The following is a 23,505-nucleotide window of genomic DNA, read 5'->3' on the forward strand; positions in this document are numbered from 1 at the left end:
GGACCGGTAGTTCAGTTGGTTAGAATGCCGGCCTGTCACGCCGGAGGTCGCGAGTTCGAGTCTCGTCCGGTCCGCCATTAAGCACCTTCAGTTTATACCGAACGAATTCTAAAACCCCGGATCAATGATCCGGGGTTTTTCGTATGTGCGCTGGTTGGTTACGCCAGTCAGGCAACCGCGCTAACACCTGCCTTGGCAATCTGGACGTCCTGCTCAGGTTTTACACCGGAAATACCTACCGCGCCGATCACTTGCCCATCGACGATCACTGGAACGCCACCAGACAATAAGCCAGGGAAAGGCGCGGAAACAAATGCAGTGCGGCCACCGTTAATCATCTCTTCAAACACCTGCGTTTCCTTGCGGCCAATAGCGGCATTACGCGCTTTATGAGAGGCGATCTCCGCGCTAAAGGGCGCGGCTCCATCCAGGCGACGTAGCGCCAGCAGGTGGCCGCCATCGTCAGTGACCACAATCGTCACCGGCCAGCGGTTGTTGTCCGCTTCTTGTTGCGCGGCATCAAGTATCTTGTTGATATCGGTCAGCGTCAGTACGGCTTTGGTTTGCATGGTATTTCCTGTTGGTTGGTTAATGGATGTTATTGAGCGAGTGCGGCGTCTACCACTTCGACCCAGTGACGAACCGGCGTCCGGTTCGCGCCTGCCAGGTGCGTTTGGCAGCCAATATTAGCCGTTACGATAAGCGCTGGGTTGCCTGCCTCCAGGGCATTGAGCTTATTGTCGCGCAGCTGTGTGGCCAGTTCCGGCTGGGTGACCGAGTAGGTGCCCGCTGAACCGCAGCAGAGATGAGCATCCTGCACCGGGGTCAGCGTAAACCCTAGCGTGGTTAATACGCCTTCAACCGCGCCGTTAAGCTTCTGGGCGTGTTGTAGCGTGCAGGGGCAGTGAAAGGCCAGTCGCTGAGTCTCTTTTACCTGAAGGGCGTCCAGGGGTTCCTCGCGAAGTATCTCAACAATGTCTTTTGCCAGCGCACTGACTCTCTGGGCCTTTTCAGCATAGCGCGGGTCATCCTTGAGCATATAGCCATACTCTTTGATAAATGCCCCGCAGCCACTGGCCGTTTGAACAATGGCTTCCGCTCCTTGCTCAATATGTGGCCACCAGGCATCAATGTTGGCGCGCATGCGTGCTCGTCCGTCATCCTGGGCATTAAGGTGAAAGTCAATGGCCCCGCAGCAGCCCGCTTCTGTGACGGGCGTTAAGCTAATATCCAGTCGGTCCAGCAGCCGCGCTGTGGCGGCGTTGGTATTGGGTGATAATCCAGGCTGCACGCATCCCTCTAGCATCAGCATTTTCCGAGTATGCTGCGTACTGCCCGGCCGTTTTCCGGCATCAACGGGCGCGGCTGGCATTTTATTGCGCAGTTTGCCTGGCACCAGCGGCTTGAAGGTTTGTCCCAGTTTAAGCAGCGCCTTGAAGCGCGTTGGCTCCACCATCATTTTACGCAGCGCGTAGCGCTGGGCACGCTCGGCTGGCGGGCGCGGTACTCGACGCTCAACTTCAGCGCGGCCGATATTTAACAGCTTGTGATACTCGACCCCGGAAGGGCAGGTCGTTTCACAGTTCTGGCAAGTCAGGCAGCGGTCCAGATGCAGCCGGGTTTCCGCGGTGACCTGGTCATCGTCGTCGCGGCTTTCCAGCAGCTCCTTCATCAGGTAGATGCGCCCGCGGGGGCCGTCACGTTCATCGCCCAGCAACTGGTAAGTGGGGCAGGTCGCGTTACAGAAACCGCAGTGTACGCAGGTGCGCAAAATGCGCTCCGCCTCCTGGATATGCGGCTTTTGAAGATCCGCATCGGTAAAATGCGTTTGCATATCAGTTCTCCTGATTAAAGCGCCGCATAAAGACGACCGGGATTAAAAATAGCGTGAGTATCCAGCTCCGCTTTCAGCCTACGGTGATACTTTTCAACCACGCTGTTTAATGGCGTAAAGGGCTCAGCGGCTCCACCTCGCGCCTGCGGGGTGTAGCAGGTAGCGTGCCCGCCGGCGGCCTGGCATGCCTTGCGTAACGTTGTTGCATCCAGTGAGGTTTTTACCCAGCGCTGGCTGCCGCCCCAGTCGTAAAAGATATCTTGCTGGGGAATATCCAACGCAAGCGGGGCAGTGTTCGGAGGGAGTGAAAGGCGCCACAGCGGTGGGTCATCGCGGTACTTAAAGAAGTCATGGGTATGATCACGCAGCGAGGCCCAAAAGCTGGCCTCCAGTGGTTCGCCCCCCAGGCGCTCACGGGTGGCTTTTACCGAGCTTTCGCCCCCCTCCAGGCGAATAAATAACTCGCCTGCGTGCCAGGCGGCGGCAGTGATGGGTAGCGGCTCGCGGCCAAGTTCAGCCAGTTTGTGTAAGGCCTCTTCAAGGCTTAGTGACAGGCGCAGACAGTGGCTTGCGGTGGGAACAGGCAGCACCTTAAAGGAGATATCGGCCAGTACGCCAAGCGTGCCTTGGGCACCGGTCATTAAGCGGGAAAGATCATACCCCGCCACGTTTTTCATCACCTCGCCACCAAAGCGCAGCAGTTTGCCCTCTTGGGTAATAATGCGTGTGCCGAGCACAAAGTCGCGTGCGGCGCCCGCCCAGGGGCGCCGGGGGCCAGAAAGCCCGGTCGCCACAGCGCCGCCAATGGTGCTGTTCTCACCAAAAGAGGGCGGCTCAAAGGGGAGCATTTGATGGTGTTCGGCAAGCGCTGCCTGAAGCACGCTTAATCGTGTGCCCGCCCGCACGGTGACCACCAGCTCTACGGGGTCGTAAGAGACAATTCCGCTGTGCTCTGCCATGTGCAGCGGCTGGCCTTCCACAGGGCGGCCATAAAACGCACGGGTGTTCCCCCCTGCAATACGCAGTGGCGTGCGCGTTTCATACGCGTTACGCACCTGGTCACACAGGCGCTCAGAGATATCGCGGTCTGCGGCGTTAATCGCTAGATCGGTCATGAGTGTTCCTTATGCCATCAAAACCGCGGAAGCTCCGGGTGCGGCAATTCATTGTTATGCACATGCATGGCGCCAAATTCGGCACAGCGAGCAAGCGTAGGGATGTTTTTACCGGGGTTGAGCAGGCGCTTTGCATCAAACGCGGCTTTTAGCGCATGAAAAATGCGGATCTCATCGGCCTGGAACTGGCTGCACATCTGATTGATTTTTTCGCGCCCCACGCCGTGCTCGCCGGTAATGGACCCGCCCGCTTCCACGCAAAGCTCCAGAATCTTGCCGCCAACGTCCTCGGCAAGCGCAAGCTGCCCCTCTTTGTTGGCATCAAACAGAATCAGCGGGTGCATGTTGCCATCGCCTGCGTGAAACACGTTGGCCACGTCCAGGCCACTCTGTTCAGAAAGTGCGGCGATACCCTTGAGTACGCGCGGCAATTCGCGGCGCGGGATCGTACCGTCCATGCAGTAGTAGTCTGGCGACATACGGCCAACCGCAGGGAAGGCATTTTTACGTCCGGCCCAAAACATGGCTCGCTCAGCCTCATCGCGGGCCTGCTGAATCTGTGTGGCGCCTGCCTTTTCGAGTACCCGACGTACCGTTTCACAGTCGTCATCTACATCTGCCTCAACGCCATCCAGCTCACACAGCAAAATGGCTTCAGCATCCATGGGGTAGCCCGCTTTAACAAAATCTTCAGCCGCTTTAATGGCTAGCCTGTCCATCATTTCCAGCCCGCCTGGAATGATGCCTGCGGCAATAATATCGCCCACCGCTCGGCCCGCTTTTTCAATATCGTTGAAGCTTGCCATCAAGACCTTGGCGGTTTCCGGCTTGGGCAACAGCTTAACGGTAATTTCAGTCACCACACCGAGCATGCCCTCTGAACCATTCATCAGTGCTAGAAGATCAAACCCCGGCGCATCCAGCGACTCGGCGCCCAGCGTCATGTGCTCGCCTTCAATAGTAAGCACATCAACACGAAGTACGTTATGCACCGTGAGCCCGTACTTTAAACAGTGCACGCCGCCTGCGTTTTCTGCCACGTTGCCACCAATTGAGCAGGCGATTTGAGATGACGGGTCAGGGGCGTAGTAAAGCCCGTAAGGCGCGGCCGCTTCAGAAATAGCCAGGTTGCGTACCCCCGGCTGCACACGCGCCAGGCGGGCGTCCGGGTCAACGCTTAAAATACGATTAAAACGCGACATTACCAGCAGCACACCTTGTTCCAGCGGAAGTGCGCCGCCGGAAAGGCCGGTGCCCGCACCGCGCGTCACTACGGGTACATCAAGTGCGTGGCAGCGCTTTAGCAGGGCTTCAACCTGCTCAAGGTTCTCAGGCAGCGCCACCAGCATGGGTAGCACCCGGTACGCCGCCAAGCCATCGCACTCAAAAGGGCGCAGGTCTTCTTCCCGGTGCAGCAGGGTCATGGAGGGCACTGCCTGCTGTATATCGCTTAAAACCTCGGCTTTATCGCGGTGGACCAGCTCGCCGTCAAGGCGCTCATCAAAGAGAATATTCATCACAACTTCTCTGGTTTTTTTATCGTTAAAGGTAACCGCACGGTCAATTCGCTATGGCATCAATCTGAGCTTTTTTTGTGCGGCTGTCCAGGGTGTGGTGCAATGGTCAGACCAGTAATTAGTCGATGTTGAAACGCGCTGCCGCCTGCTTGCCAACGGGTAAATCTTACCTTGCCATGGGCGACCAACCAGCGCCTGGATGAGAGAAAACAGATGTCCTTTTCCAATCAAGAACCTGTACTTGGCCTGCGTACGCCTGACCATGTTGCCGCCCGTTTGGAGCGCTTGATTCTGGATGGCGTCTTTCGGCCTGGCCAACTGCTGCCTTCTGAACGGCGCCTCTGCGAGCGGCTTAAAGTATCCAGAGCCTCGCTGCGTGAAGGCCTGCGCATTCTACGTAGCAGAGGCGTGATTGAAACTCGCCAAGGGCATGGCTCAACCGTGGCATCGCTTCTCCCCATGCAGGATAAAAGCCCGTTGATGCACCTGTTCCATGATCACCCGCGCACGCTGTTTGATCTGCTCGAAGTGCGCGCTCTGCTGGAAGGAGAGTCGGCTTTTTTGGCGGCGACGAGAGGTACCTCCATGGACCGCGTGTTGATTACCCGGCGCTACCAGGAGCTGGCGGATTATGCCGAGCACGCCGAGAGCATTGACGTTGAGCGGCTGGCGCGGCTTGACCACGCCTTTCATCTCGCCGTCTCCCAGGCATCGCACAACCCGGTGCTGGTACATACACTGCAAAGCCTGACCGACCTGCTGCTAAGTTCGGTATTTGCCTCGGTTAAGCATCTTTACCACCGTACGGGCCCGCGTGAAATGATCAACCGCCAGCATGCCCGGCTGCATGATGCGGTTGTCGCAGGCGACGCCGAACAGGCCAGGCAGGTGGCGCTGGAGCATCTCACCAGCATTACCGAGCTGCTACGGGAGCTGGAAGTAGAGAGCGAACGTCTGGAGCGCTCAGCCATGCGTATGGAGCCGTGGTAATGCTTTGCTGATGAAAATGCCTGGTTGATGAAAATGCTGGCTTGATAAAGTACCTGGCTAAAAGATTCACGTTGCTCAGCGGCTGACACAGACGCTAGCCTAGGCGATGACAATAATCAAAGGAGAGCGATGTGGCTATTTACCAGTTCGGTGAGCACCAGCCTGATATTCATGACGACGTGTACGTTGCTGAAACCGCAGACGTGATAGGGCAGGTAACCTTAAAAGCACGCTCCAGCGTCTGGTATCAAGCGGTGTTGCGCGGTGACAGCGACCTTTTGGAAATAGGCGAAGAGAGCAATATTCAGGATGGCGCGGTATTGCATGCCGACCCAGGATATCCGCTCAAAGTGGGGCGCGGTGTCACGGTGGGCCACCAGGCCATGCTGCATGGTTGTAGCGTAGGCGATGGCTGTTTGATCGGTATTCAAGCCGTGGTGCTTAACGGCGCGGTGATCGGCGAAAATAGCCTAGTAGGTGCGGGGGCATTTATTAAAGAGGGCGCTGTGTTTCCGCCCAACTCGCTGATTGTGGGCTCACCTGCGCGGGTAGTACGCACGCTTTCTGCTGATGCCATAGAAGGGCTTAAGCTGAACGCGCAAAGCTATGTCATACGCGGCCAGCAGCATGCCACCTCGCTAAAACGCATCGATTAGCACGTCAACTATTACATTAGCGATCACATCAACGAATGCGCGGCTTTCTAACGACGTTCCTTGCGTTTAAAGCACGACACCCCAAGGCAGGCTTGGGGTGTCGTAAAGGGTGACGCTAGTCAGATGTTCTACATAAGTGGGTCCGTAACGCCAAGCACATAGAACGCTACCATCGCAATAATGCCCGCGAAGACAAGATAGTAGATGGTGGGGATAATAGTCTTACGAATGGTCGTACCTTCACGGCCCAACAGGCCAACGGTCGCAGAAGCCGCCACAACATTGTGAATCGCAATCATGTTACCCGCAGCGGCACCGACTGCCTGCAGAGCCACCATCATGGCAGTTGAAACACCCAGCGTTTGGGCGACGTTAAATTGGAACTCTGCCAGCATCAGGTTAGAAACCGCATTGGAACCTGCAATAAAGGCACCCATGGCGCCCACAGTGGGGGCGAAGAAGGGATAAATGTTGCCCATGCCATGAGCAACTGCCTGCGCCATCATTACCGGCATTGACACCAGGTCCGCCCCGTTAACCCCTGAATTGATCAAAATACGTACCATGGGTACGGTGAAAATCAATACAAAGCCTGCGCCCAATATCGTTTTGGTGGATTCTGATACCGCCGCGCTTATTTTGCTCGGATTCATCTTGTGCAGGAAGTAGGTCACGATCACTACCGCCAAAATAATCCCGCCTGGCAGGTAAAGCGGCTGTACACCCCCGCTAACGCCCGTTTCGCCTAGAATATTGTTCCAGTCCAGACTGATAGAGGTGAGCGCCACCCGCAGCGGTTCAATGGTTCGTGAGGCTACCAGGAACAGCGCAAGCAATACGTAGGGAACCCAACCCATAAAGGTAGACATCGGGGCTTTTCCGGCCACATCTTCAAGCTTGATTTGCAGGTTGCCAATCCACTCATCCGGCCAAGAGGTTGATTCTGGAAAGTCCCAGGTATCTTTGGGAAGCAAAAAGCCTTTACGCGCTGCCGGTACAACAATTGCCAAGCCGACCATGGCGCCAATCATGGAGGGAAATTCTGGGCCCAGAAAAACGCCCACCAACATATAAGGAATCACAAACGAAATGCCGGTGAAAAGGGCAAACGGTACAATCGAAAGCCCCTCTTTCCAGGAGCGGTTGGCGCCGAAGAAACGCACCATCACCAGTACCAAAATCAGCGGCATGCAGATGCCGATGATGCCATGCGTAATAGCCACTTCGCTGGTGATCAGTTGGAAAAATGTGCCCCAAGTGGAGCCATCCGCTTCCAATTGTGCCGTTATGCCCGCGCGGTCCAGCCCGCTGCCCACGCCCACGATAATAGGCGTGCCCACGGCGCCGAACGACACCGGGGTAGATTGGATCATCATGCCCACCACGACAGCGGCAAGTGCCGGGAAGCCCAAGGCAACCATTAGCGGTGCGGCCACGGCAGCGGGGGTGCCGAAGCCAGAAGCGCCTTCAATAAAGCAACCAAACAGCCAGGCAACGATCAGTGCCTGAACGCGACGGTCTGGACTGATGCCTGAAAAACCATTGCGAATAGCGGTAATGCCCCCTGAATGCTTCAAGGTGTTGAGCAGCAAAATGGCGCCAAAAATAATCCACAGCAGGCCTGCTGTTTGGATAAGGCCTTGGATAGTCGAGGCGGCCACGCGGCTAAATGACATATCCCAAACCGTCAGCCCAATAGTGGCTGCGGTGAGGAATACAATCGGCATCGCTATTTTGGCCGGTATTTTAAAACCAACGAGTAAAATACCTGCCAGCAGTAATGGCAAAAAAGCCAGAAGAGCAAGTGTTGTTTCGTTCATAAGAAAACTGCCTTTTTATTTATGGGTATGCGCTATCTCTGTCTAATGGTTTAAGTGCTAAGAAGCCTCTGATTAACTATTGCGCTTGGTCATACTGCGTTAAAAATCATCTTAAAATGCTCATTTACAAATTGTAAATTCCGCTTTTTCGTTGATTTTTGCCTTGTCTGACCTGTGCTCATTACGTTAATCAGAGGCTTCCTAAGCGCAACATTGAAAAGATACGGCTCAGAGCAAATAATAACACTATTACGAAACAGGTCTTGCCAAAAGGGGCAAGTTTGTAAGGTCTATATAAGCCCTTGCGTGAATTATAAATGATTGTTTTATATGTGTTGTTAATTGTTTTTAAGCTTCATTGAAGAGGGTCGTTATTAGACTAAAAGACAGTGCTGAGACTCGCTACTTCTCCAGCCAGTGCTTTAAGCTCAATGGCGATGAATGCGCCATTTTTAAATTTCCTCTTTTCATTAACGGTAAGGGCAAAAACATGACACGTACGCTCTATGACCTGTGTGGCCGTGACGAACGACTGCGTTTTTCTCCCTATTGCTGGCGTGTGCGTATGGCGCTTGCTCATAAAGGTCTGGCCTATAACACCATCGCTTGGCGGTTTGAGGACAAGCAGGCGCTGGCGTTCGCCGACTACGATAAAGTCCCGGTGCTGTGCGATGGGGGTCAGGTCATTACCGATAGTTTTAAGATAATGCGCTACCTGGATAAAGCCTATCCCGATGCCCCTGTTTTGGGTGAAGGAGTGGCGTACCAACGCGCGCTGTTTTTTAAATACTATGTCGAGCGCAGCGTAACGCCTGCCCTGTTTCGTAGCGTTGCACTGGATTTATTGGCCGCCATTCACCCTGATGACCGTGATTACTTTCGTAAAACCCGTGAAGCGCGCTTTGGGGCACGCCTGGAAGATGTGCATAACCCCGAGCAGGGCAAGCAGCAGCTTTACCAAGTGCTGGCGCCGGTACGTGAGCAGTTACATGGCAGTCCTTTTCTGGATGGCGAAACACCCAGCGGTATCGATTACTTACTGTTTGGAAGCATGATGTGGGCACACACCGTCTCGCTCGAGCCGATGACCGAACCCGATGATCCGGTCACCGAGTGGTTTACGCGTATGTTGGATGCTCATAATGGGGTTGCGCGCCAGGCAATCACGATTCGTGATTTAAATTAAAAATCGAATAACCTGCTGATTTAAAATCATATTGAGAGCTGTAGAGGCATGTGGCGCACGAGAATATAAAAAACCATGTTGCGATGCACAAAAGGCGCTGCTAGGTTTACGTACAGCAGCGGCAAATGCCAACGCATCAGCAGCGCCTCCACGACTAACGGGCGGCGGCCTGCTAGCTAACTCAAGGAGATGTCGTTATGATGAAGACTGCAGAGAATAACACCCAACAGTTCGAGTCTGCCTTTGTATCACCCATGCGTTCTTACACGCATGCAGCGCTTGATTACTATGAAAAGCTGATGGGTGCTCAACTTGATGCTGCCCGCGCTTACTCAGATATGACCATTTCCCAAGCACGCACCTGGCTGGAAGTTAAAGATGCCGATGGCTTTAAGAAAGCCATGGAAAGCCAGCAGCGCGTTGCCAGTGACTTCATGGAGCGGGTGAAAGGGGATTCTGAAAAAGTCACCTCTATCAGCCAGAGCTTTATGCAGGACAGCGCCAAAATGGCCGAAGAAAATGTCCAGAAGGCGAGCAATACCACGCAGAAAGCGGCTGATAACGTTCAGAAGTCAGCAGAGTCGGCAAAAAAGTAGATCCCTGTTAAGCCATTTGCATGGCGCTGAAAGCGCTGCGGTCCTCTGGACGCAGCGCTTTTTTATTGCTCATCATTAGCCGAACGTCATGTAATATCGCCCACCCAGGCAAGGCCAAGCGCGATATCATGACGCGATGCAAATGTAAGGAGGCGATAGGAGAGCCACATGAGTGATGCGCAGGCGACCGCGAAGCGGGTTGCTCCAGAAAAAGAGGGCGATGAACGTCACGATGCTATATATCGTGCGGTAAGTGATGCGATTGTTGAACAGCGCCTAAAACCCGGTGCCAGGCTGCGTGAAGATGCGCTTGCTGACGTGTTTAGCATTAGCCGTACCGGCATACGCAAGATTTTACAGCGTCTTGCGCTGGAGCAATTGGTAACCCTAACGCCCCGCCGCGGTGCCAGTGTTACCCGACCCACCGCCGATGAAGCCAAGGATGTTTTCGATGCCCGCCAGCTTGTCGAGTGCGGATTAATGCCCGATGTGGCAAAGCGAATCGGTGAAAAAGAAGCTGCTGAACTGCGCGAGATGGCCCGCGAGGAGCGTCACGCGCTGCGCAGTGGTCAACAGAGCACTGCTATTCGCCTGTCAGCAGATTTTCATGTGCGCCTCGCCCAGCTTTCTGGCAACGCCACGCTTGCCGAATTTGTAGAACGCCTCTGCTCGCGCTCATCGCTTATTCTTGCGGTATATGGCCACCGTGGCCACCTGGGCTGCGAATCCCACGACCATGACGACCTGATCGGCTATCTGGAGTCCGGCAACGGCGAGCGCGCCAAAGCCTTTATGAGCCGCCACCTAAAAGCGATTGAAGCCTCGCTCTCCATGGTCGAAGAAGAGGAGAGCGCCCCGGACCTACAGCAGATATTTGGGGACTGAAGTGAGCTTAATCGCTAACGCCGCGAACAGGGCTTACATCAAGCTCCAGAACGCCTCGACCAGCGGGTTTTTCAGGTTCTTCTTCAGGGTAAACAAGCCAATATCGTAGGGTGCTAATTCCGGCGCTACGTCGAGTACTCGAATGCGACCCACCAATGGGCTGTTGTCGAGGACGATTTTAGGCACCACGCCAATACCAAAGCCCAAGCTCACCATGCTGACAATGGCTTCATTACCGGTGACCTGGGCATAAATACGTGGCGAGATGTCTAGCTTGCGAAACCACTCATCTACACGCGCTCTGGAAACGCCGCTTTCCGATAGAATCATAGGCGTGTTCGCCCATTCTGCTGGTGTGAATGGTGTGCCGGTTGGCGCATTCGGCACTTGCTGTTCCAGCGGGGCAATAAACAGCAACGGCGACGTAGCGATGGGCTTAAAGGCCAGGCCTCGCGGTAGATGGGCAGGCTTTGCTGCGATGCTAAGGTCTTCTTTACCATCCAGTACGTGCGCAATGGCGTGTTCCGGGTCACCGGTGCGCAGTTTGATTTCAATGGCCGGGTAGGCGATACGAAAGCGGCGAAGCAGCTCGTGCAAAAAGCTGTAGCTTGCCGTCACCGAGCCATACAAACTGATTTCACCGCTTAATTGGTCAAGATTGTCGGTTAACTCATGACGAATCAAATTCCATTGGCTGCTGGCATCGCGGGCATATTTGAGGAATTTTTGCCCTTCCTGAGTCAACACCACGGTCCGGTTGTCGCGGTTGAACAGCGACACGCCCAGTTCGTCTTCCAAATGGCGGATGTTGCGCGAAAGCGCAGAAATGCTGACGTAGCACTCATCGCTTGCACGGCCGAAATGCAGCGTTTCGGCCAGCGCGAGGAATTGTTTCAAAAGTTTAAAGTTCATAAGCGCCATGATAATAGCGTTTTGTGAAAATAGGGACGTGTTGTTGCAAATATATCAATTTAAGAAATAGTCGTTTTTGGTTAGATTGGATTCACTTACATAGCGCTGGATCCCGTATTGAGCGGCTGTGTCACTTTTTTCGTGTCGGTGTGTCGTGCATCGATAGCGTGATGATACTTAATCAGGATGTAAACGATGGCTAACTATTTCAATACCTTGCCGCTACGCGAACAGCTGGCTCAGCTTGCAAAATGTCGTTTCATGTACAGCTCAGAATTTGCTGATGGTGTCGACGCGCTGAAAGGCAAGAAAATGGTAGTGATTGGCTGTGGCGCGCAAGGTCTCAACCAGGGGTTGAACCTGCGCGACAGCGGCCTGGACGTTTCCTACGCACTGCGTCCTGAAGCCATTGCGCAAAAGCGTCAGTCCTGGAAGAACGCCTCTGAAAACGGTTTCGTGGTGGGTACTTATGAAGAGCTGATCCCGACGGCGGACGTGGTTCTGAACTTGACCCCGGATAAGCAGCACACCGCAGTGGTGAACGCTGTCATGCCGCTTATGAAAGAAGGCGCTTGCCTGTCTTATTCCCACGGTTTCAACATCGTAGAAGAGGGCATGCAGGTGCGTGATGACCTGACCGTCATCATGGTGGCGCCCAAGTGCCCGGGTTCTGAGGTGCGTGCTGAATACGTTCGTGGTTTCGGCGTTCCTACCTTGATCGCTGTGCACGAAGCCAATGATCCCAAAGGCGAAGGGCTTGCGCTAGCGAAAGCCTACGCAGTGGGCACTGGCGGCCACAAAGCGGGCGTGTTGATGTCCTCTTTCATCGCGGAAGTTAAATCCGACCTGATGGGCGAGCAGACGATTCTTTGCGGTATGCTGCAAACCGGTTCTATCCTCTGCTTTGATAAAATGATCGAAGAGGGTATTGAGCCAGGTTATGCCTCCAAACTGATTCAGTACGGCTGGGAAAACATCACCGAGGCGCTTAAGTACGGCGGCGTGACCAACATGCTGGATCGTCTTTCCAACCCGGCCAAGATCAAGGCCTTTGATCTGGCGGAAGAGCTGAAAGACATCATGCGTCCGCTGTACAACAAGCACCAGGACGACATCATGAGCGGCCACTTCTCCCGCACGATGATGGAAGACTGGGCAAACGATGATGCTAACCTTCTGAAATGGCGTGCAGACACTGCCGAAACCAACTTCGAGAAAACGCCTGCTGGCGACGTTGAAATCTCCGAGCAGGAGTTCTTCGACAACGGCATCTTGATGGTCGCCATGGTGAAGGCGGGCGTTGAGCTTGCGTTCGAAACCATGACCGCAGCGGGCATTATCGCCGAGTCTGCCTACTACGAGTCGCTACACGAAACGCCGCTCATCGCGAACACCATCGCGCGCAAGAAATTGTACGAAATGAACGCGACGATCTCTGATACCGCAGAGTACGGTTGCTACCTGTACAACCACGCCTGTGTGCCGCTGTTGGCAGACTTCATGAAGGGCATTAAATCCGATGTCATCGGTAAAGGCCTTGATCTGGACGACAACGGTGTCGATAACGCACGATTGATCGAGGTCAACGATGCGCTTCGCGCTCACCCGGTGGAAGCTGTTGGCGCCGTGCTGCGTGGCCACATGGCGGATATGAAGAAGATCGTTTAACCCACGGGTTAACCGTTAGCTAGTCAATGGAAAGCCGAGATATCCACCACGATATGCTCGGCTTTTTTGTCCCTGGATAAAGACTTTCCAAACCCTGATTTTTTACCAATGTAAGGAACATGTTCATGGAGCCTTCAATCCGCTTGGCGAGCATTCAGCTAAACAATGCGACGATCAGTTTTGATGATCGATTCACTCTAAGCGAGATTGACTGGACCATCGAACCTCACCAGCACTGGGTCATCACCGGCGCTAACGGTTCCGGTAAGTCGGCCCTCGCGGCGGCACTGGCTGGTATTGGCAAGATTGAAGCGGGCACTGTTCAAGGGCTTCCCGAGCGCGTCGGGCTGGTCTCTTTTGAAGCGCAAGCCGAGCTTATCGCAGAAGAGCTGAAAAAAGACGATGCCGACATCATGGATGTCGTGTCGCTCGGCACGCCGGTCAGTGAAATGATTTTCGAGCACTGCGAGGATGCCGAACTGGCTTACGAACTGGTGGAGAAATTCGGGCTGACGAAACTCCTCGACCGCGCCTTTCGCAAACTCTCCACGGGTGAAACCCGCAAAGTCATGCTGATCCGAGCGTTGGCTAACAAGCCCGATTTGCTCATTCTGGACGAGCCGTTCGATGGCCTGGACGTCGACACGCTCGCCATGCTGCAAGCCCATCTTGCCTCTATTATCGAAAGCGTCCCCATGGTGATGGTGCTCAATCGCTTCGACGAAATGCCGGACTTCATCACTCACGTGGCTTACCTGGATAAGGACCGGCCAGACCCGGCGCAAGAGAATAAAAAGCAAGGCAATAGAGCGCGTAGGGAAGGTGGGCGACTGGCGTTTACAGTAGACCGCCAGGATGAGGCCGCCTTCAACGAGCTTTACCAACTGCTGCATTTGAAAACGACTGACTTAAGCGTACCCGAGGCCGACCCTGCCCATCAGTTGCCCGCGCTCGACCCCAACCAGCCGTTAGTGAAGCTTAAACAAGCGACGATTAAATACGGCGATACCGTCATTGTGGACCAGCTCGACTGGACGATCGAACGCGGGCAACACTGGCAACTGAGTGGTCCTAACGGCAGCGGTAAAACCTGCGTATTGTCCTTGATCACGGGAGATCACCCGCAATGCTATACCAACGATATTTTCGTGTTTGGTTTCCAGCGCGGTAACGGCGAAAGTATCTGGCAGATCAAGCAGTTCATCGGCTATGTCTCCACGGCCCTGCAATGGGAGTATCGTGTCAGCACTAGCTGCAGGAACGTCATCATTTCGGGCTTTTTTGATAGTATCGGCGTTTACACAAAATCTACCGATAATCAGCAAAAGATTGCCGACCAATGGCTTGATTTACTGGGTATGAAAACGCGTGCCGACCAGCCGTTCAATAAGCTTTCCTACGGCGACCAGCGGTTGCTACTGATTGCCCGTGCCATGGTGAAGCACCCGCCGCTTCTAATACTCGACGAGCCCTGCCTGGGCCTTGATGACATGAACCGCCAGCTCGTTCTTGCGCTCATCGAGAAAATCTGTGAAGGCAAGGAAACCACGGTGCTCTACGTCAATCACCACACGGAAGACAGGATAAAGGAAATAGACAACCATTTAACGCTTGAGAAAAACCACTAGGCGCTGACGTTTTCGTTGCTGCCTGCACTCTAAAAAAGCGCCATCGGCACAAAGCCGATGGCGCTTTTACATCGTCTAAACTGTCGCATCAAGCCAAAGTAGAACACGCTGCCAGAGCTGAGGAGAATAGCTCCTGCATAGTCTCTCTGCATTAATCGTCAGCACGGCTGCACGTAGGCAGCCGTCGGATTGGGAAGGGTTAGCGTGTAAAACGCTGGCAGGCGGGCCAGTGTTTCATCAGCAGGTAATAGGTCAGGCCGGCGGGAATTAAACTGGCGTACCAGGAGACCGCAGAGAAAAAGAGTGCTGCCAAGATGCCCACCGCGGTCGCAACGAGAGCCGCTTTATTGACGCCTTGATAAGGGCCGGTGGGGTCGTAGAGCTTGCTGATATCCAGCGTGCGGCGGCGGATGATGTAGTAATCCACCACCAGAATGGCAAAGATAGGGCCAAGAAAGGCCGAGTAGGTTTGGACAAACAGCTGTAAACCGGCAGCCGAGCCCGGTTGAACCAGCTTCCAAGGGAAGGTGGCAAACGCTAATAGGCCGACAATGACGGTCGCGACCGGGAACTTGATCTTGAAGATGTCCATTAGTACATAGGTAGGCGGCACCACGTTGTTCAGTACATTGGTCGTGACCTGGGCAAAGGCGATAAACAGCAGAGTGGTCATTAGTAGCGGCGTGTTATCCACGGCATTGGCAAACACCTGAATGGGGTCTGCGGTGCCCGTGGCTTCCGACACCATGTAGCCGATCAGGCCCATAAACAGCGTACAGGGTAGAATCGACATGGCGTAAATGGTGGTAAGCAGGCTCTGGGCCGTACCTTTTTTATGCTCACGCGAGTAGTCGCTGACGTTAAGCATCATGGTGCTGTAGCTGCCTAAAAAGAGCATGGTGGCGCCCCAGAATGGCATGCCCCAAGAGCCTTCCATGGTGAACAGGCTGGCGGATAATTCATCGCCATAGCGCTGCACCGTGGCGTAAAACATGTACATCAGCGATGCCAAAATAAACGCGCTGCCGATATTTTCCAGCCACTTGATGCCTTGAAAGCCCATCACCGAAAGGCCGATTTGCAGGAATTGGAAGGTAATAAAGTAAAACACCAGGTTATCAAAGCCGAACAGGGTCGCTGACACCATGTTGAGTGCGCCTGCGCCAATCCAGCTTTGAAAGCCGTACCACACCACGGCAGGCAACGCGCGAACCAGGCCGGGAATACGCGTACCGGTAAACCCAAATGCGCTGCGCGCCTGCACCATAAACGGAATACCGTATTTGTAGCCCGCTGCACCGTTAATCGCCAGCGCAATGCCGATGACAAAGCACCCGATGGCGATGGCAAGCGTTGCCTGTAGCAGGTTTAACGTACCGACAACGCTTGAGCCCATGGCAAAGGTGCCGATGGAAACGCACCCACCAAACCAGGCCAGAAAGTAGGAGCCTCGCCCCATAATTCGGGTACCCTGGGGGGCCAGGCTTTCCTCCCCCAGGGCTTTGGTGCGCGCTGTAGAAGGGTCTTCTGACGCAAGAGCAGCATTTGAAATGCTCATGATGTCGTCCTCGCAAGATTATGAGTATTGTTGGTTTCTCAGGTTGTAGCCTGAAAGATGCTTGCGGCATGGCGTACTACTGGGCGTTCTGGTTCTTTTACGAATGCACTGATTAACGAATTTCTGACCTTCTGATGAGCGTGCTATTTAAGCGGCAATGGAAGGTTTGATAGGGCGGCAAACTTACCGGTAAAGGGTTTGGGTCGTGGGTAAGCAAGGTCGCCGTGCTTGCTGGTATGCAGTCCCAAGCCGACCAGGGATTCTGCAAGCTTCAAGGCTGCGCTTACACCTTCAACGACGGGAATACCTACTTCGTGGCTGATCTGTTGGGTGAGGTTCGCCATACCACCACAGCCCAGCACGATGGCGCCGATATCATCTTCATCCTTGGCGCGGCAGCACTCCTCGACAATTCGGGTAAACGCCGCATCGGGGTGGTGCTCAAGGTCTAGTACCGGAATTTCAGCGGCCCGAATGCGTCGGCAGTGGTGGCGAAAGCCGTACTGCTCAAGCAGGTGCTCGGCAATAATGCCGGTACGCCCCAGGGTGGTAACAATGGAGAAGCGCGTGCTGATTAGCGTGGCTAAATGGAAGGCTGCCTCAGCAATGCCAATCACCGGGGCGCGGGTTACTTCACGCGCGGCAAGCAGACCAGGGTCGCCAAAGCAGGCCATAATATAGGCATCAATACCGCCTTGTTGCTCACCTTTAAGTACTTCTTCGGCCACGCCTACTGCGCTTACCACTTCATCAAAATGGCTCTCAATGGAAACCGGACCTGATTCAGGTTGAGACGCGCTTATGCGGGTCCCCGGGGAGGCGTAAAGCTCAGCAGCCTGCCCAATGGCTTGGGTCATGGATGCTGTCGTATTGGGGTTAATAATATGTATGTGCACAGCACGCGATCCTGTAGGTAAACGATCCGATGTATCTTGTATACAAAAATAGGGGGCTTTATCGCCAAGAGCAAGGCCTTTACTCTCATTAAAAAGGCTAATAGATTCGTCTACACGCTCAGGTTTGGCGCTTTTTAAGTTATAAGAGATACGATGGGTTGATCAGCCATTCCTGGGAATATTGCCGTGGGCTATTAATATGTTTATTTTGTATACAATAATGGTCAATTAATTGAATTTATACGCTTGGTGATAACCGAAGGGCCCGCTGATGACGCTAACCACTGACCTCTGCTATCCGCGTGACTTAAAAGGCTATGGGCGTACACCGCCGCATGCCAACTGGCCAGGCAAGGCCAAAATCGCCGTACAGTTTGTCCTCAACTATGAAGAGGGTGGGGAGAACTGCGTGCTGCACGGAGATAATGGCTCTGAGCAGTTTTTATCCGAGATCATCGGCGCAGCCAGTTACGCTGACCGCCACTTGAGCATGGAGTCGATCTACGAGTACGGCTCTCGGGCAGGCGTGTGGCGTATTCTTCGCGAATTTGAGCGGCGGGGGCTGCCTTTAACGGTATTTGGTGTGGCGATGGCGCTAGAGCGAAACCCTGATGTCGCCCAGGCATTCAAGGAGTTGGGGCATGAGGTCGCGTGTCACGGCTACCGCTGGATTCACTACCAAGAAGTAGCCGAACACATTGAGCGTGAACACCTGCAAAAAGCCGTGGAGATATTTCAGCGCTTATACGGGGAGAAGCCAGCGGGGTGGTACACCGGGCGCGATAGCCCCAACACCCGTAAGCTGATTATGGATGAAGGCGGTTTTCTTTACGATAGTGACTATTACGGCGACGATCTGCCCTTTTGGACGACCGTTACCGACAGCCAGGGGAGTGATCACGCTCATCTGATTGTGCCCTATACGCTGGACACCAACGATATGCGCTTTGCTGCGCCGCAGGGCTTCAATACGGCGGATCACTTCTTTACGTATCTGCGCGATGCCTTTGATGTGCTGTATGAAGAGGGGGAAGAAGCGCCCAAGATGCTCTCTATCGGCATGCACTGCCGCTTGCTGGGACGCCCGGGACGTTTCCGCGCCCTACAGCGCTTTTTAGACTATATAGAGACCCATGATCGCGTATGGGTCGCTCGACGCGTCGATATCGCCCGCCACTGGGCGAAACACCATCCGCCCGTTACCTCATAAAAGGCCATTCAATGAACAATCCGGTTTACTATGCCCCTCAAGGCGGGCATCCACCGCAAACCCAAATAACGGCGGATCGGGCCGTTTTTACTGAAGCCTACGCGCTAATCCCGAAAGGCGTCATGCGCGATATCGTCACCAGTAACCTGCCGTTTTGGCAGGGTACCCGCGCTTGGGTGCTGGCGCGACCGCTCTCCGGCTTCGCCGAGACCTTCTCCCAGTACATCATGGAAGTGCAGCCCGGCGGCGGAAGCGACAAGCCTGAGCCTGAGGAGGATGCCGAAGGTGTGCTGTTCGTGGTCGAGGGCGAACTGTCGCTGAGTCTGGACGGCGTGCGCCATGCTATGGCCCCGGGCGGCTATGCGTTTATTCCGCCGGGGGTGGAGTGGCGAGTGCGCAATGAATCCCGCGAAGCCGTTCGCTTTCACTGGATTCGCAAGGCCTTCGAGTACGTGGACGGCCTTGATGTACCGGAAGCCTTCGTCACCAACGAGCAGGCGATCACGCCCAGCGAGATGCCCTGCACGGAAGGGCGCTGGTCGACCACCCGTTTTGTCGACCCTAACGATGTGCGCCATGACATGCACGTCACCATCGTCAACTTCCAGCCCGGCGGCGTCATTCCGTTTGATGAAACCCACGTCATGGAGCACGGCCTTTACGTGCTGGAAGGCAAGGCGGTGTATCACCTAAACCAGTAGTGGGTGGAAGTGGAAGCAGGGGATTTCATGTGGTTGCGCGCTTTCTGCCCTCAGGCTTGCTATGCCGGCGGCCCGGGACCGTTTCGCTACCTGCTTTACAAGGATGTCAACCGCCACGCAAAGCTCAAGCTCTTTCGCTGAAGTAAAGGAGAAAGCCATGAGGAGGCCTGCATGCTGACTCTCACCGCCGAGCCGTTGACGCGTGAGGCCTTCGCGCCTTTTGGCGAGGTCATCGACGCGCGCGAGTCACCCTCGTTTGCCATTAACGCCGGGCGTACCCAGCGCCATCACGGCCTGGCGAAGGTGCAAACCCTGGGTGAAAACGCCCACACGCTGATCAATCTGTTTGTGAGTCAGCCCGTTTCCTTACCGCTTGAGTTAACCTTTTTAGAGCGCCATCCACTGGGCAGCCAGGCATTTATGCCGCTGCATCAGGAACGCTTTATTGTGGTGGTCGCACCGCCAGGCGAGACGATTGATCCAAAGACAGTGCGTGCGTTTGTTACCGACGGCCGTCAGGGCGTTAACTACCGAGCAGGCACTTGGCATGCGATACAGTCGGTGCTTGAGCGTGAAGGCGAGTTCTTAGTGGTGGATCGCGGCGGCGAAGGTAATAACTGCGAAGAGTATTCGCTCGAAATTACGGTCGATTTACGCGAATAACTTGTGCACACGCCTTACGGTTGTCATCCTGGTGGTCTTATACTGATAGGCTAATGACAAACCCCGTGATTGTTTAGGAAAACTATGAACGCACAGACACATATCCCGCTTCGCCGTACCAAAATTGTTGCCACCCTGGGGCCCGCCAGTGACCGTGAGGGCGTTTTGGAGGCAATGCTGAAAGCGGGGGTAGATGTCGTACGTTTGAACTTCTCCCACGGCACGCCCGATGATCATCGTCAGCGTCTTTTACGGGTGCGCGAAATTGCTGCCAAGCTGGGGCGCAGTGTGGCAGCACTGGGGGACCTCCAGGGCCCCAAGATTCGCATTGCCCGCTTTAAAGAGGGCATGGTGACCCTGAAAGAGGGGCAGCCGTTTGTGCTGGATATGGCGATGGACAGTGATGCAGGCGACGTTCATCAAGTGGGCTGCGACTACAAAACCCTTGCTCAGGATGTGGGCGCTGGCGACCGCCTGTTGCTGGATGATGGCCGTGTGGTGCTGGACGTTACCCGTGTAGAAGGCCAGCAGGTTCATACCCACGTGGTAGTGGGAGGCAAACTCTCCAACCATAAAGGCATCAACAAACAGGGCGGTGGGCTTTCTGCCCCGGCGCTAACGGATAAAGATAAACAGGATTTGAAAACCGCCGTTGAGATTGGCGTTGATTACCTGGCAATTTCTTTCCCGCGCCATGCCGAAGACATGCTGGAAGCGCGCCGTCTGCTGGGTGAAGAGGGCAAGGAGATTGGCCTAGTGGCCAAGGTTGAGCGTGCCGAGGCTGTGGCCGATGAGGCAACGCTTGACGGCATTATCGAAGCCTCTGAAGCGGTGATGGTGGCCCGAGGCGACTTGGGGGTTGAGATTGGCGACGCCAAACTGGTGGGCGTGCAAAAGCGCATGATCAAACGCGCCCGCTCGCTCAACCGTGCGGTGATTACCGCCACCCAAATGATGGAAAGCATGATCTCGGCGCCGTTACCTACCCGCGCCGAAGTGTTTGATGTGGCTAATGCCGTACTGGATAGCAGCGACGCCGTGATGCTTTCAGCGGAAACTGCCGCAGGCGACTATCCGGTGGAAACCGTGGAAGCCATGGCGCGTGTCTGTTTGGGCGCTGAGCGTGAAAAGGTGGCACAAGAGTCGGGCCACCGGATTCATGAAGGCTTTACTCGCCCCGATGAAACCATTGCCCTTTCTGCTATGTACGCCGCCAACCATATGACCGGTGTGGCCGCGATTGCCTGCATGACCGCCTCCGGTTATACCCCCTTGATTGCCTCGCGCATCCGTTCTGGTTTGCCGATTGTCGGCCTTGCCCATAACCCCATCGCGCAGCGGCGTATGGCGCTATATCGTGGCGTCGTGTCGCTACCGTTTGATACCTCAGAAATGAGCGCGACCGAGCTTAATCGTCGTGCGCTGGAACTGCTGGTGCAACATAAGCTTGCCGAGCCGGGGGATCATGTCATCCTGACACGGGGTGATCACATGAATGCTCATGGTGGTACCAATACGATGAAAGTCATGACGATTGACCAGCTTACCGATTAAAGGACCTGCCTCCATGAACCCGACTCGTCGTCTTATGCTAAAAGCTGCGTTAGGCTTGCCTTTGGTCGCGTTGCTTCCCGGTACGGTTTGGGGCGCGCTCGCCTGGGCTGAGGGCGCTGACCCAGAGAGCGATTTACTGCCTCTGGCTATTCATAGTGACGGAGGCCCACACCGGCTGGAAGTGGAAGTGGCCAAAAGCGCGGCGCAGCGTCAGCGAGGGTTGATGGAGCGTGAATCGCTGCCTGAAAACCGCGGCATGCTGTTTCGTTTCGAGAGCGAGCAGCCTGCTGGCAACACTTTTTGGATGTACCGCACGCGCATTGTGCTGGATATCGCGTTTATCGATCAGGAGGGGCGTATCGTAGCGATTAACACCATGCCTCCCTGTGAGTCCAGTGTTCCGGCCAATTGTCCCTCCTATCCGGCAGGTGCCGCATTTTGGGCGGCCCTTGAAGTCAATGGCGGCTACTTCGCCGAACGCGGCATTAAAGTGGGCGACTGTATTTCGATTCCGGATCAAGCCGGCTTCTGCAAGCCCATCGATCAGTAGGTCTCTTCAAGGCGCGACGGCGCTTGTATCGCCATAAGAATCGGTAAAAAGGAACCACACCACGCTTAGGGCGTGGTGTGGTTCTGGTTGTTGTTGCCGGCGTGTAGGTTGCGAACCTCAGGGAACCTCCATGCGGGCTTGGCTACCCCTGCCTATTGAGCTATACCTTATTAAGCAACCAACCCTTTGACGGGCCAGGCAGGCTTTCGGGAAGTTTGGTTGCTTATCTCATATCCCCTATGCAAAAGAGGCATAGCAATTAACGGTGACTAAACGTTACGCAGCGTTAGAGTCGTGTTTCAATAGGCGCCGCTCGTATCCTTGAAGCCACGTATTGGCTTCGCTAATTAGCGGTTTTTTCGCTAAAGTAGTTAAGGTCGGCACTTCAGGATGTCGAACTATAACAGTTTGTCTTGAAAACGTTTTGGACGAAAAATCACCCGAGGGAACAGATCATCGGTGGTTCCAAAACGCATAACGCTCACAACATCAAGATAGAGGTGTATCCATGAATCGCCATGTGTTTTCTACCGCCACTTTTTCTGGCGCGTTGATCGCAGCAGCTACGTTTGCTGCCCCCGCTGTTGCTCAAGAGCGCTATATTACAATCGGCACAGGCGGCCAGACCGGTGTTTACTACGTCGTAGGCCAGTCGGTCTGCCGTATGGTTAACCGTGGCAGCGAAGAGCACAGTATTCGCTGTAATGCGCCTTCTACAGGCGGCTCTGTTGCCAACGTGAATGGCATGAAAAGCGGTGAGTTGGATATGGGCGTTGTCCAGTCTGACGTTCAATACCGTGCTTACAACGGCGAAGCCAACTTTGAAGAAGAAGGCCCCTGGGGTGACATGCGTGCGGTATTCACCATGCATGGTGAACCTCTTACCGTTGTCGCGCGTGCGGATGCGGGTATCGACAATATCAGCGACTTCCCGGGTAAGCGCGTTAACATCGGTAACCCAGGCTCTGGCCAGCGCAACACCATGGATGTCGTCATGGAAGCGTTTGGTTGGGACGAAGATACGTTCGCGTTGGCATCTCAGTTGGATGCGGCGGAACAGGCTTCAGCTCTGTCTGATAACAACATCGATGCGATGGTCTATGTGGTAGGCCACCCGAATGGCTCCATCCAGGAAGCCACCACCACGATTGATGCGAACCTGGTATCGGTCACTGGTGATGAAATCGATACGCTGATCGAAGAGTATCCTTACTACACGCGTTCTGTGATCCCCGGTGGTCTGTACCGTGGTAACGACGAAGACGTTGAAACCTTCGGTGTAGCAGCCACTTTCGTTTCATCGACTGACGTGGATGAAGAGGTTATTTACGAAACGGTTAAAGCGGTATTCGATAACTTTGATCGCTTCAAGCGCCTGCACCCGGCGTTCGAAAACCTTAACGAAGAAGACATGATTTCTGACGGTCTAACTGCACCGCTGCACGATGGCGCTGCACGTTACTACCGCGAGCGTGGCTGGATCGAATAAGATCCTAGTGTGACGCTATTAGCCAGGATCAATAGTGATTGCTTTTGAAGTTTAAGCGCGGGCACCTCGGGTGTCCG

The 23,505-nt window shown here is 54.6% G+C and carries 20 protein-coding genes, 1 tRNA gene and 1 pseudogene; 14 read left to right on the forward strand and 8 right to left on the reverse strand.

Annotation, left to right across the window (positions count from 1 at the left end; all coding sequences use genetic code 11):
• Nucleotides 1–77 (forward strand) — tRNA-Asp (locus tag INT20_RS14110).
• 90 nt (nucleotides 78–167) lie between these two features.
• Here the strand turns inward: INT20_RS14110 and INT20_RS14115 are convergent.
• From INT20_RS14115 to glcD, 4 genes are read right to left on the reverse strand one after another with little or no spacing between them, the layout of a single operon-like run.
• Nucleotides 168–569 (reverse strand): GlcG/HbpS family heme-binding protein, encoded by a 402-nt coding sequence (locus tag INT20_RS14115; RefSeq protein WP_087111863.1) that lies wholly within the window; start codon nucleotides 567–569, stop codon nucleotides 168–170.
• Nucleotides 570–598: 29 nt separating this feature from the next.
• Nucleotides 599–1,834: a glycolate oxidase subunit GlcF gene (gene glcF / locus INT20_RS14120; protein ID WP_193054546.1), complete on the reverse strand. Its 1,236-nt coding sequence runs from the start codon at nucleotides 1,832–1,834 to the stop codon at nucleotides 599–601.
• A gap of 14 nt (nucleotides 1,835–1,848) precedes the next feature.
• On the reverse strand, nucleotides 1,849–2,949 hold the full coding sequence (glcE, locus tag INT20_RS14125; protein WP_193057143.1) for a glycolate oxidase subunit GlcE: 1,101 nt from the start codon (nucleotides 2,947–2,949) through the stop codon (nucleotides 1,849–1,851).
• A gap of 17 nt (nucleotides 2,950–2,966) precedes the next feature.
• Complete coding sequence (glcD, locus tag INT20_RS14130; protein WP_193054548.1) at nucleotides 2,967–4,466, reverse strand: glycolate oxidase subunit GlcD; 1,500 nt, start codon at nucleotides 4,464–4,466, stop codon at nucleotides 2,967–2,969.
• 213 nt (nucleotides 4,467–4,679) lie between these two features.
• Between glcD and glcC the strand changes: the two genes are divergently transcribed.
• Together glcC and INT20_RS14140 are read left to right on the forward strand one after the other, a co-directional pair.
• A complete protein-coding gene (gene glcC / locus INT20_RS14135) occupies nucleotides 4,680–5,456 on the forward strand; it encodes a transcriptional regulator GlcC (protein WP_193057144.1) in 777 nt (258 codons plus the stop codon).
• A gap of 131 nt (nucleotides 5,457–5,587) precedes the next feature.
• Entirely contained in the window at nucleotides 5,588–6,112 is a 525-nt protein-coding gene (locus INT20_RS14140) for a gamma carbonic anhydrase family protein (RefSeq protein WP_172117437.1), read from the forward strand.
• A gap of 128 nt (nucleotides 6,113–6,240) precedes the next feature.
• On the opposite strand, the gene INT20_RS14145 is transcribed toward INT20_RS14140, so the two are convergent.
• On the reverse strand, nucleotides 6,241–7,932 hold the full coding sequence (locus INT20_RS14145) for an L-lactate permease (protein WP_193057145.1): 1,692 nt from the start codon (nucleotides 7,930–7,932) through the stop codon (nucleotides 6,241–6,243).
• Between the two features lie 490 nt (nucleotides 7,933–8,422).
• Between INT20_RS14145 and INT20_RS14150 the strand changes: the two genes are divergently transcribed.
• The 3 genes from INT20_RS14150 (at nucleotide 8,423) to INT20_RS14160 (ending at nucleotide 10,599) form a co-directional block, all read left to right on the forward strand.
• Nucleotides 8,423–9,118: a glutathione S-transferase family protein gene (locus tag INT20_RS14150; protein ID WP_193057146.1), complete on the forward strand. Its 696-nt coding sequence runs from the start codon at nucleotides 8,423–8,425 to the stop codon at nucleotides 9,116–9,118.
• A gap of 197 nt (nucleotides 9,119–9,315) precedes the next feature.
• Nucleotides 9,316–9,714, forward strand: a complete 399-nt coding sequence (locus INT20_RS14155) for a phasin family protein (protein WP_193057147.1) — start codon at nucleotides 9,316–9,318, stop codon at nucleotides 9,712–9,714.
• Nucleotides 9,715–9,882: 168 nt separating this feature from the next.
• Entirely contained in the window at nucleotides 9,883–10,599 is a 717-nt protein-coding gene (locus INT20_RS14160) for a GntR family transcriptional regulator (RefSeq protein WP_087111895.1), read from the forward strand.
• Between the two features lie 33 nt (nucleotides 10,600–10,632).
• On the opposite strand, the gene ilvY is transcribed toward INT20_RS14160, so the two are convergent.
• Nucleotides 10,633–11,511 carry an HTH-type transcriptional activator IlvY gene (gene ilvY / locus INT20_RS14165; protein WP_172117441.1) on the reverse strand — a complete coding sequence of 293 codons (879 nt, stop codon included), beginning with the start codon at nucleotides 11,509–11,511 and terminating at the stop codon, nucleotides 10,633–10,635.
• Between the two features lie 195 nt (nucleotides 11,512–11,706).
• Here ilvY and ilvC point away from each other — a divergent pair, with 195 nt between their 5' ends.
• Nucleotides 11,707–13,179 (forward strand): ketol-acid reductoisomerase, encoded by a 1,473-nt coding sequence (ilvC, locus tag INT20_RS14170; RefSeq protein ID WP_172117442.1) that lies wholly within the window; start codon nucleotides 11,707–11,709, stop codon nucleotides 13,177–13,179.
• A gap of 125 nt (nucleotides 13,180–13,304) precedes the next feature.
• The gene (gene modF, locus INT20_RS14175) at nucleotides 13,305–14,807 is read left to right on the forward strand and encodes a molybdate ABC transporter ATP-binding protein ModF (protein WP_193057148.1); all 1,503 of its coding nucleotides are present in this window, start codon (nucleotides 13,305–13,307) and stop codon (nucleotides 14,805–14,807) included.
• A 199-nt stretch (nucleotides 14,808–15,006) separates the two neighbouring features.
• Here the strand turns inward: modF and INT20_RS14180 are convergent, their stop codons facing one another.
• Complete coding sequence (locus tag INT20_RS14180) at nucleotides 15,007–16,365, reverse strand: NCS1 family transporter (RefSeq protein WP_193057149.1); 1,359 nt, start codon at nucleotides 16,363–16,365, stop codon at nucleotides 15,007–15,009.
• Between the two features lie 143 nt (nucleotides 16,366–16,508).
• A complete protein-coding gene (locus INT20_RS14185; protein WP_193057150.1) occupies nucleotides 16,509–17,261 on the reverse strand; it encodes an aspartate/glutamate racemase family protein in 753 nt (250 codons plus the stop codon).
• A gap of 271 nt (nucleotides 17,262–17,532) precedes the next feature.
• Between INT20_RS14185 and puuE the strand changes: the two genes are divergently transcribed.
• The 6 genes and pseudogenes from puuE to INT20_RS14215 all read left to right on the forward strand — a co-directional run bounded on the left by puuE (nucleotide 17,533) and on the right by INT20_RS14215 (nucleotide 23,428).
• On the forward strand, nucleotides 17,533–18,471 hold the full coding sequence (puuE, locus tag INT20_RS14190; protein ID WP_172117446.1) for an allantoinase PuuE: 939 nt from the start codon (nucleotides 17,533–17,535) through the stop codon (nucleotides 18,469–18,471).
• A gap of 11 nt (nucleotides 18,472–18,482) precedes the next feature.
• Nucleotides 18,483–19,313, forward strand: a pseudogene (locus INT20_RS14195) (bifunctional allantoicase/(S)-ureidoglycine aminohydrolase).
• 30 nt (nucleotides 19,314–19,343) lie between these two features.
• On the forward strand, nucleotides 19,344–19,835 hold the full coding sequence (locus INT20_RS14200) for an ureidoglycolate lyase (protein ID WP_172117448.1): 492 nt from the start codon (nucleotides 19,344–19,346) through the stop codon (nucleotides 19,833–19,835).
• An 84-nt stretch (nucleotides 19,836–19,919) separates the two neighbouring features.
• A complete protein-coding gene (gene pyk, locus INT20_RS14205) occupies nucleotides 19,920–21,389 on the forward strand; it encodes a pyruvate kinase (RefSeq protein ID WP_193057151.1) in 1,470 nt (489 codons plus the stop codon).
• A gap of 13 nt (nucleotides 21,390–21,402) precedes the next feature.
• A complete protein-coding gene (locus INT20_RS14210) occupies nucleotides 21,403–21,939 on the forward strand; it encodes a DUF192 domain-containing protein (protein ID WP_172117450.1) in 537 nt (178 codons plus the stop codon).
• Between the two features lie 508 nt (nucleotides 21,940–22,447).
• The gene (locus INT20_RS14215) at nucleotides 22,448–23,428 is read left to right on the forward strand and encodes a TAXI family TRAP transporter solute-binding subunit (protein WP_193054408.1); all 981 of its coding nucleotides are present in this window, start codon (nucleotides 22,448–22,450) and stop codon (nucleotides 23,426–23,428) included.
• Nucleotides 23,429–23,505: the final 77 nt, after the last annotated feature.

This window comes from Halomonas citrativorans (assembly GCF_014898005.1).
Taxonomy (GTDB): domain Bacteria; phylum Pseudomonadota; class Gammaproteobacteria; order Pseudomonadales; family Halomonadaceae; genus Vreelandella; species Vreelandella citrativorans.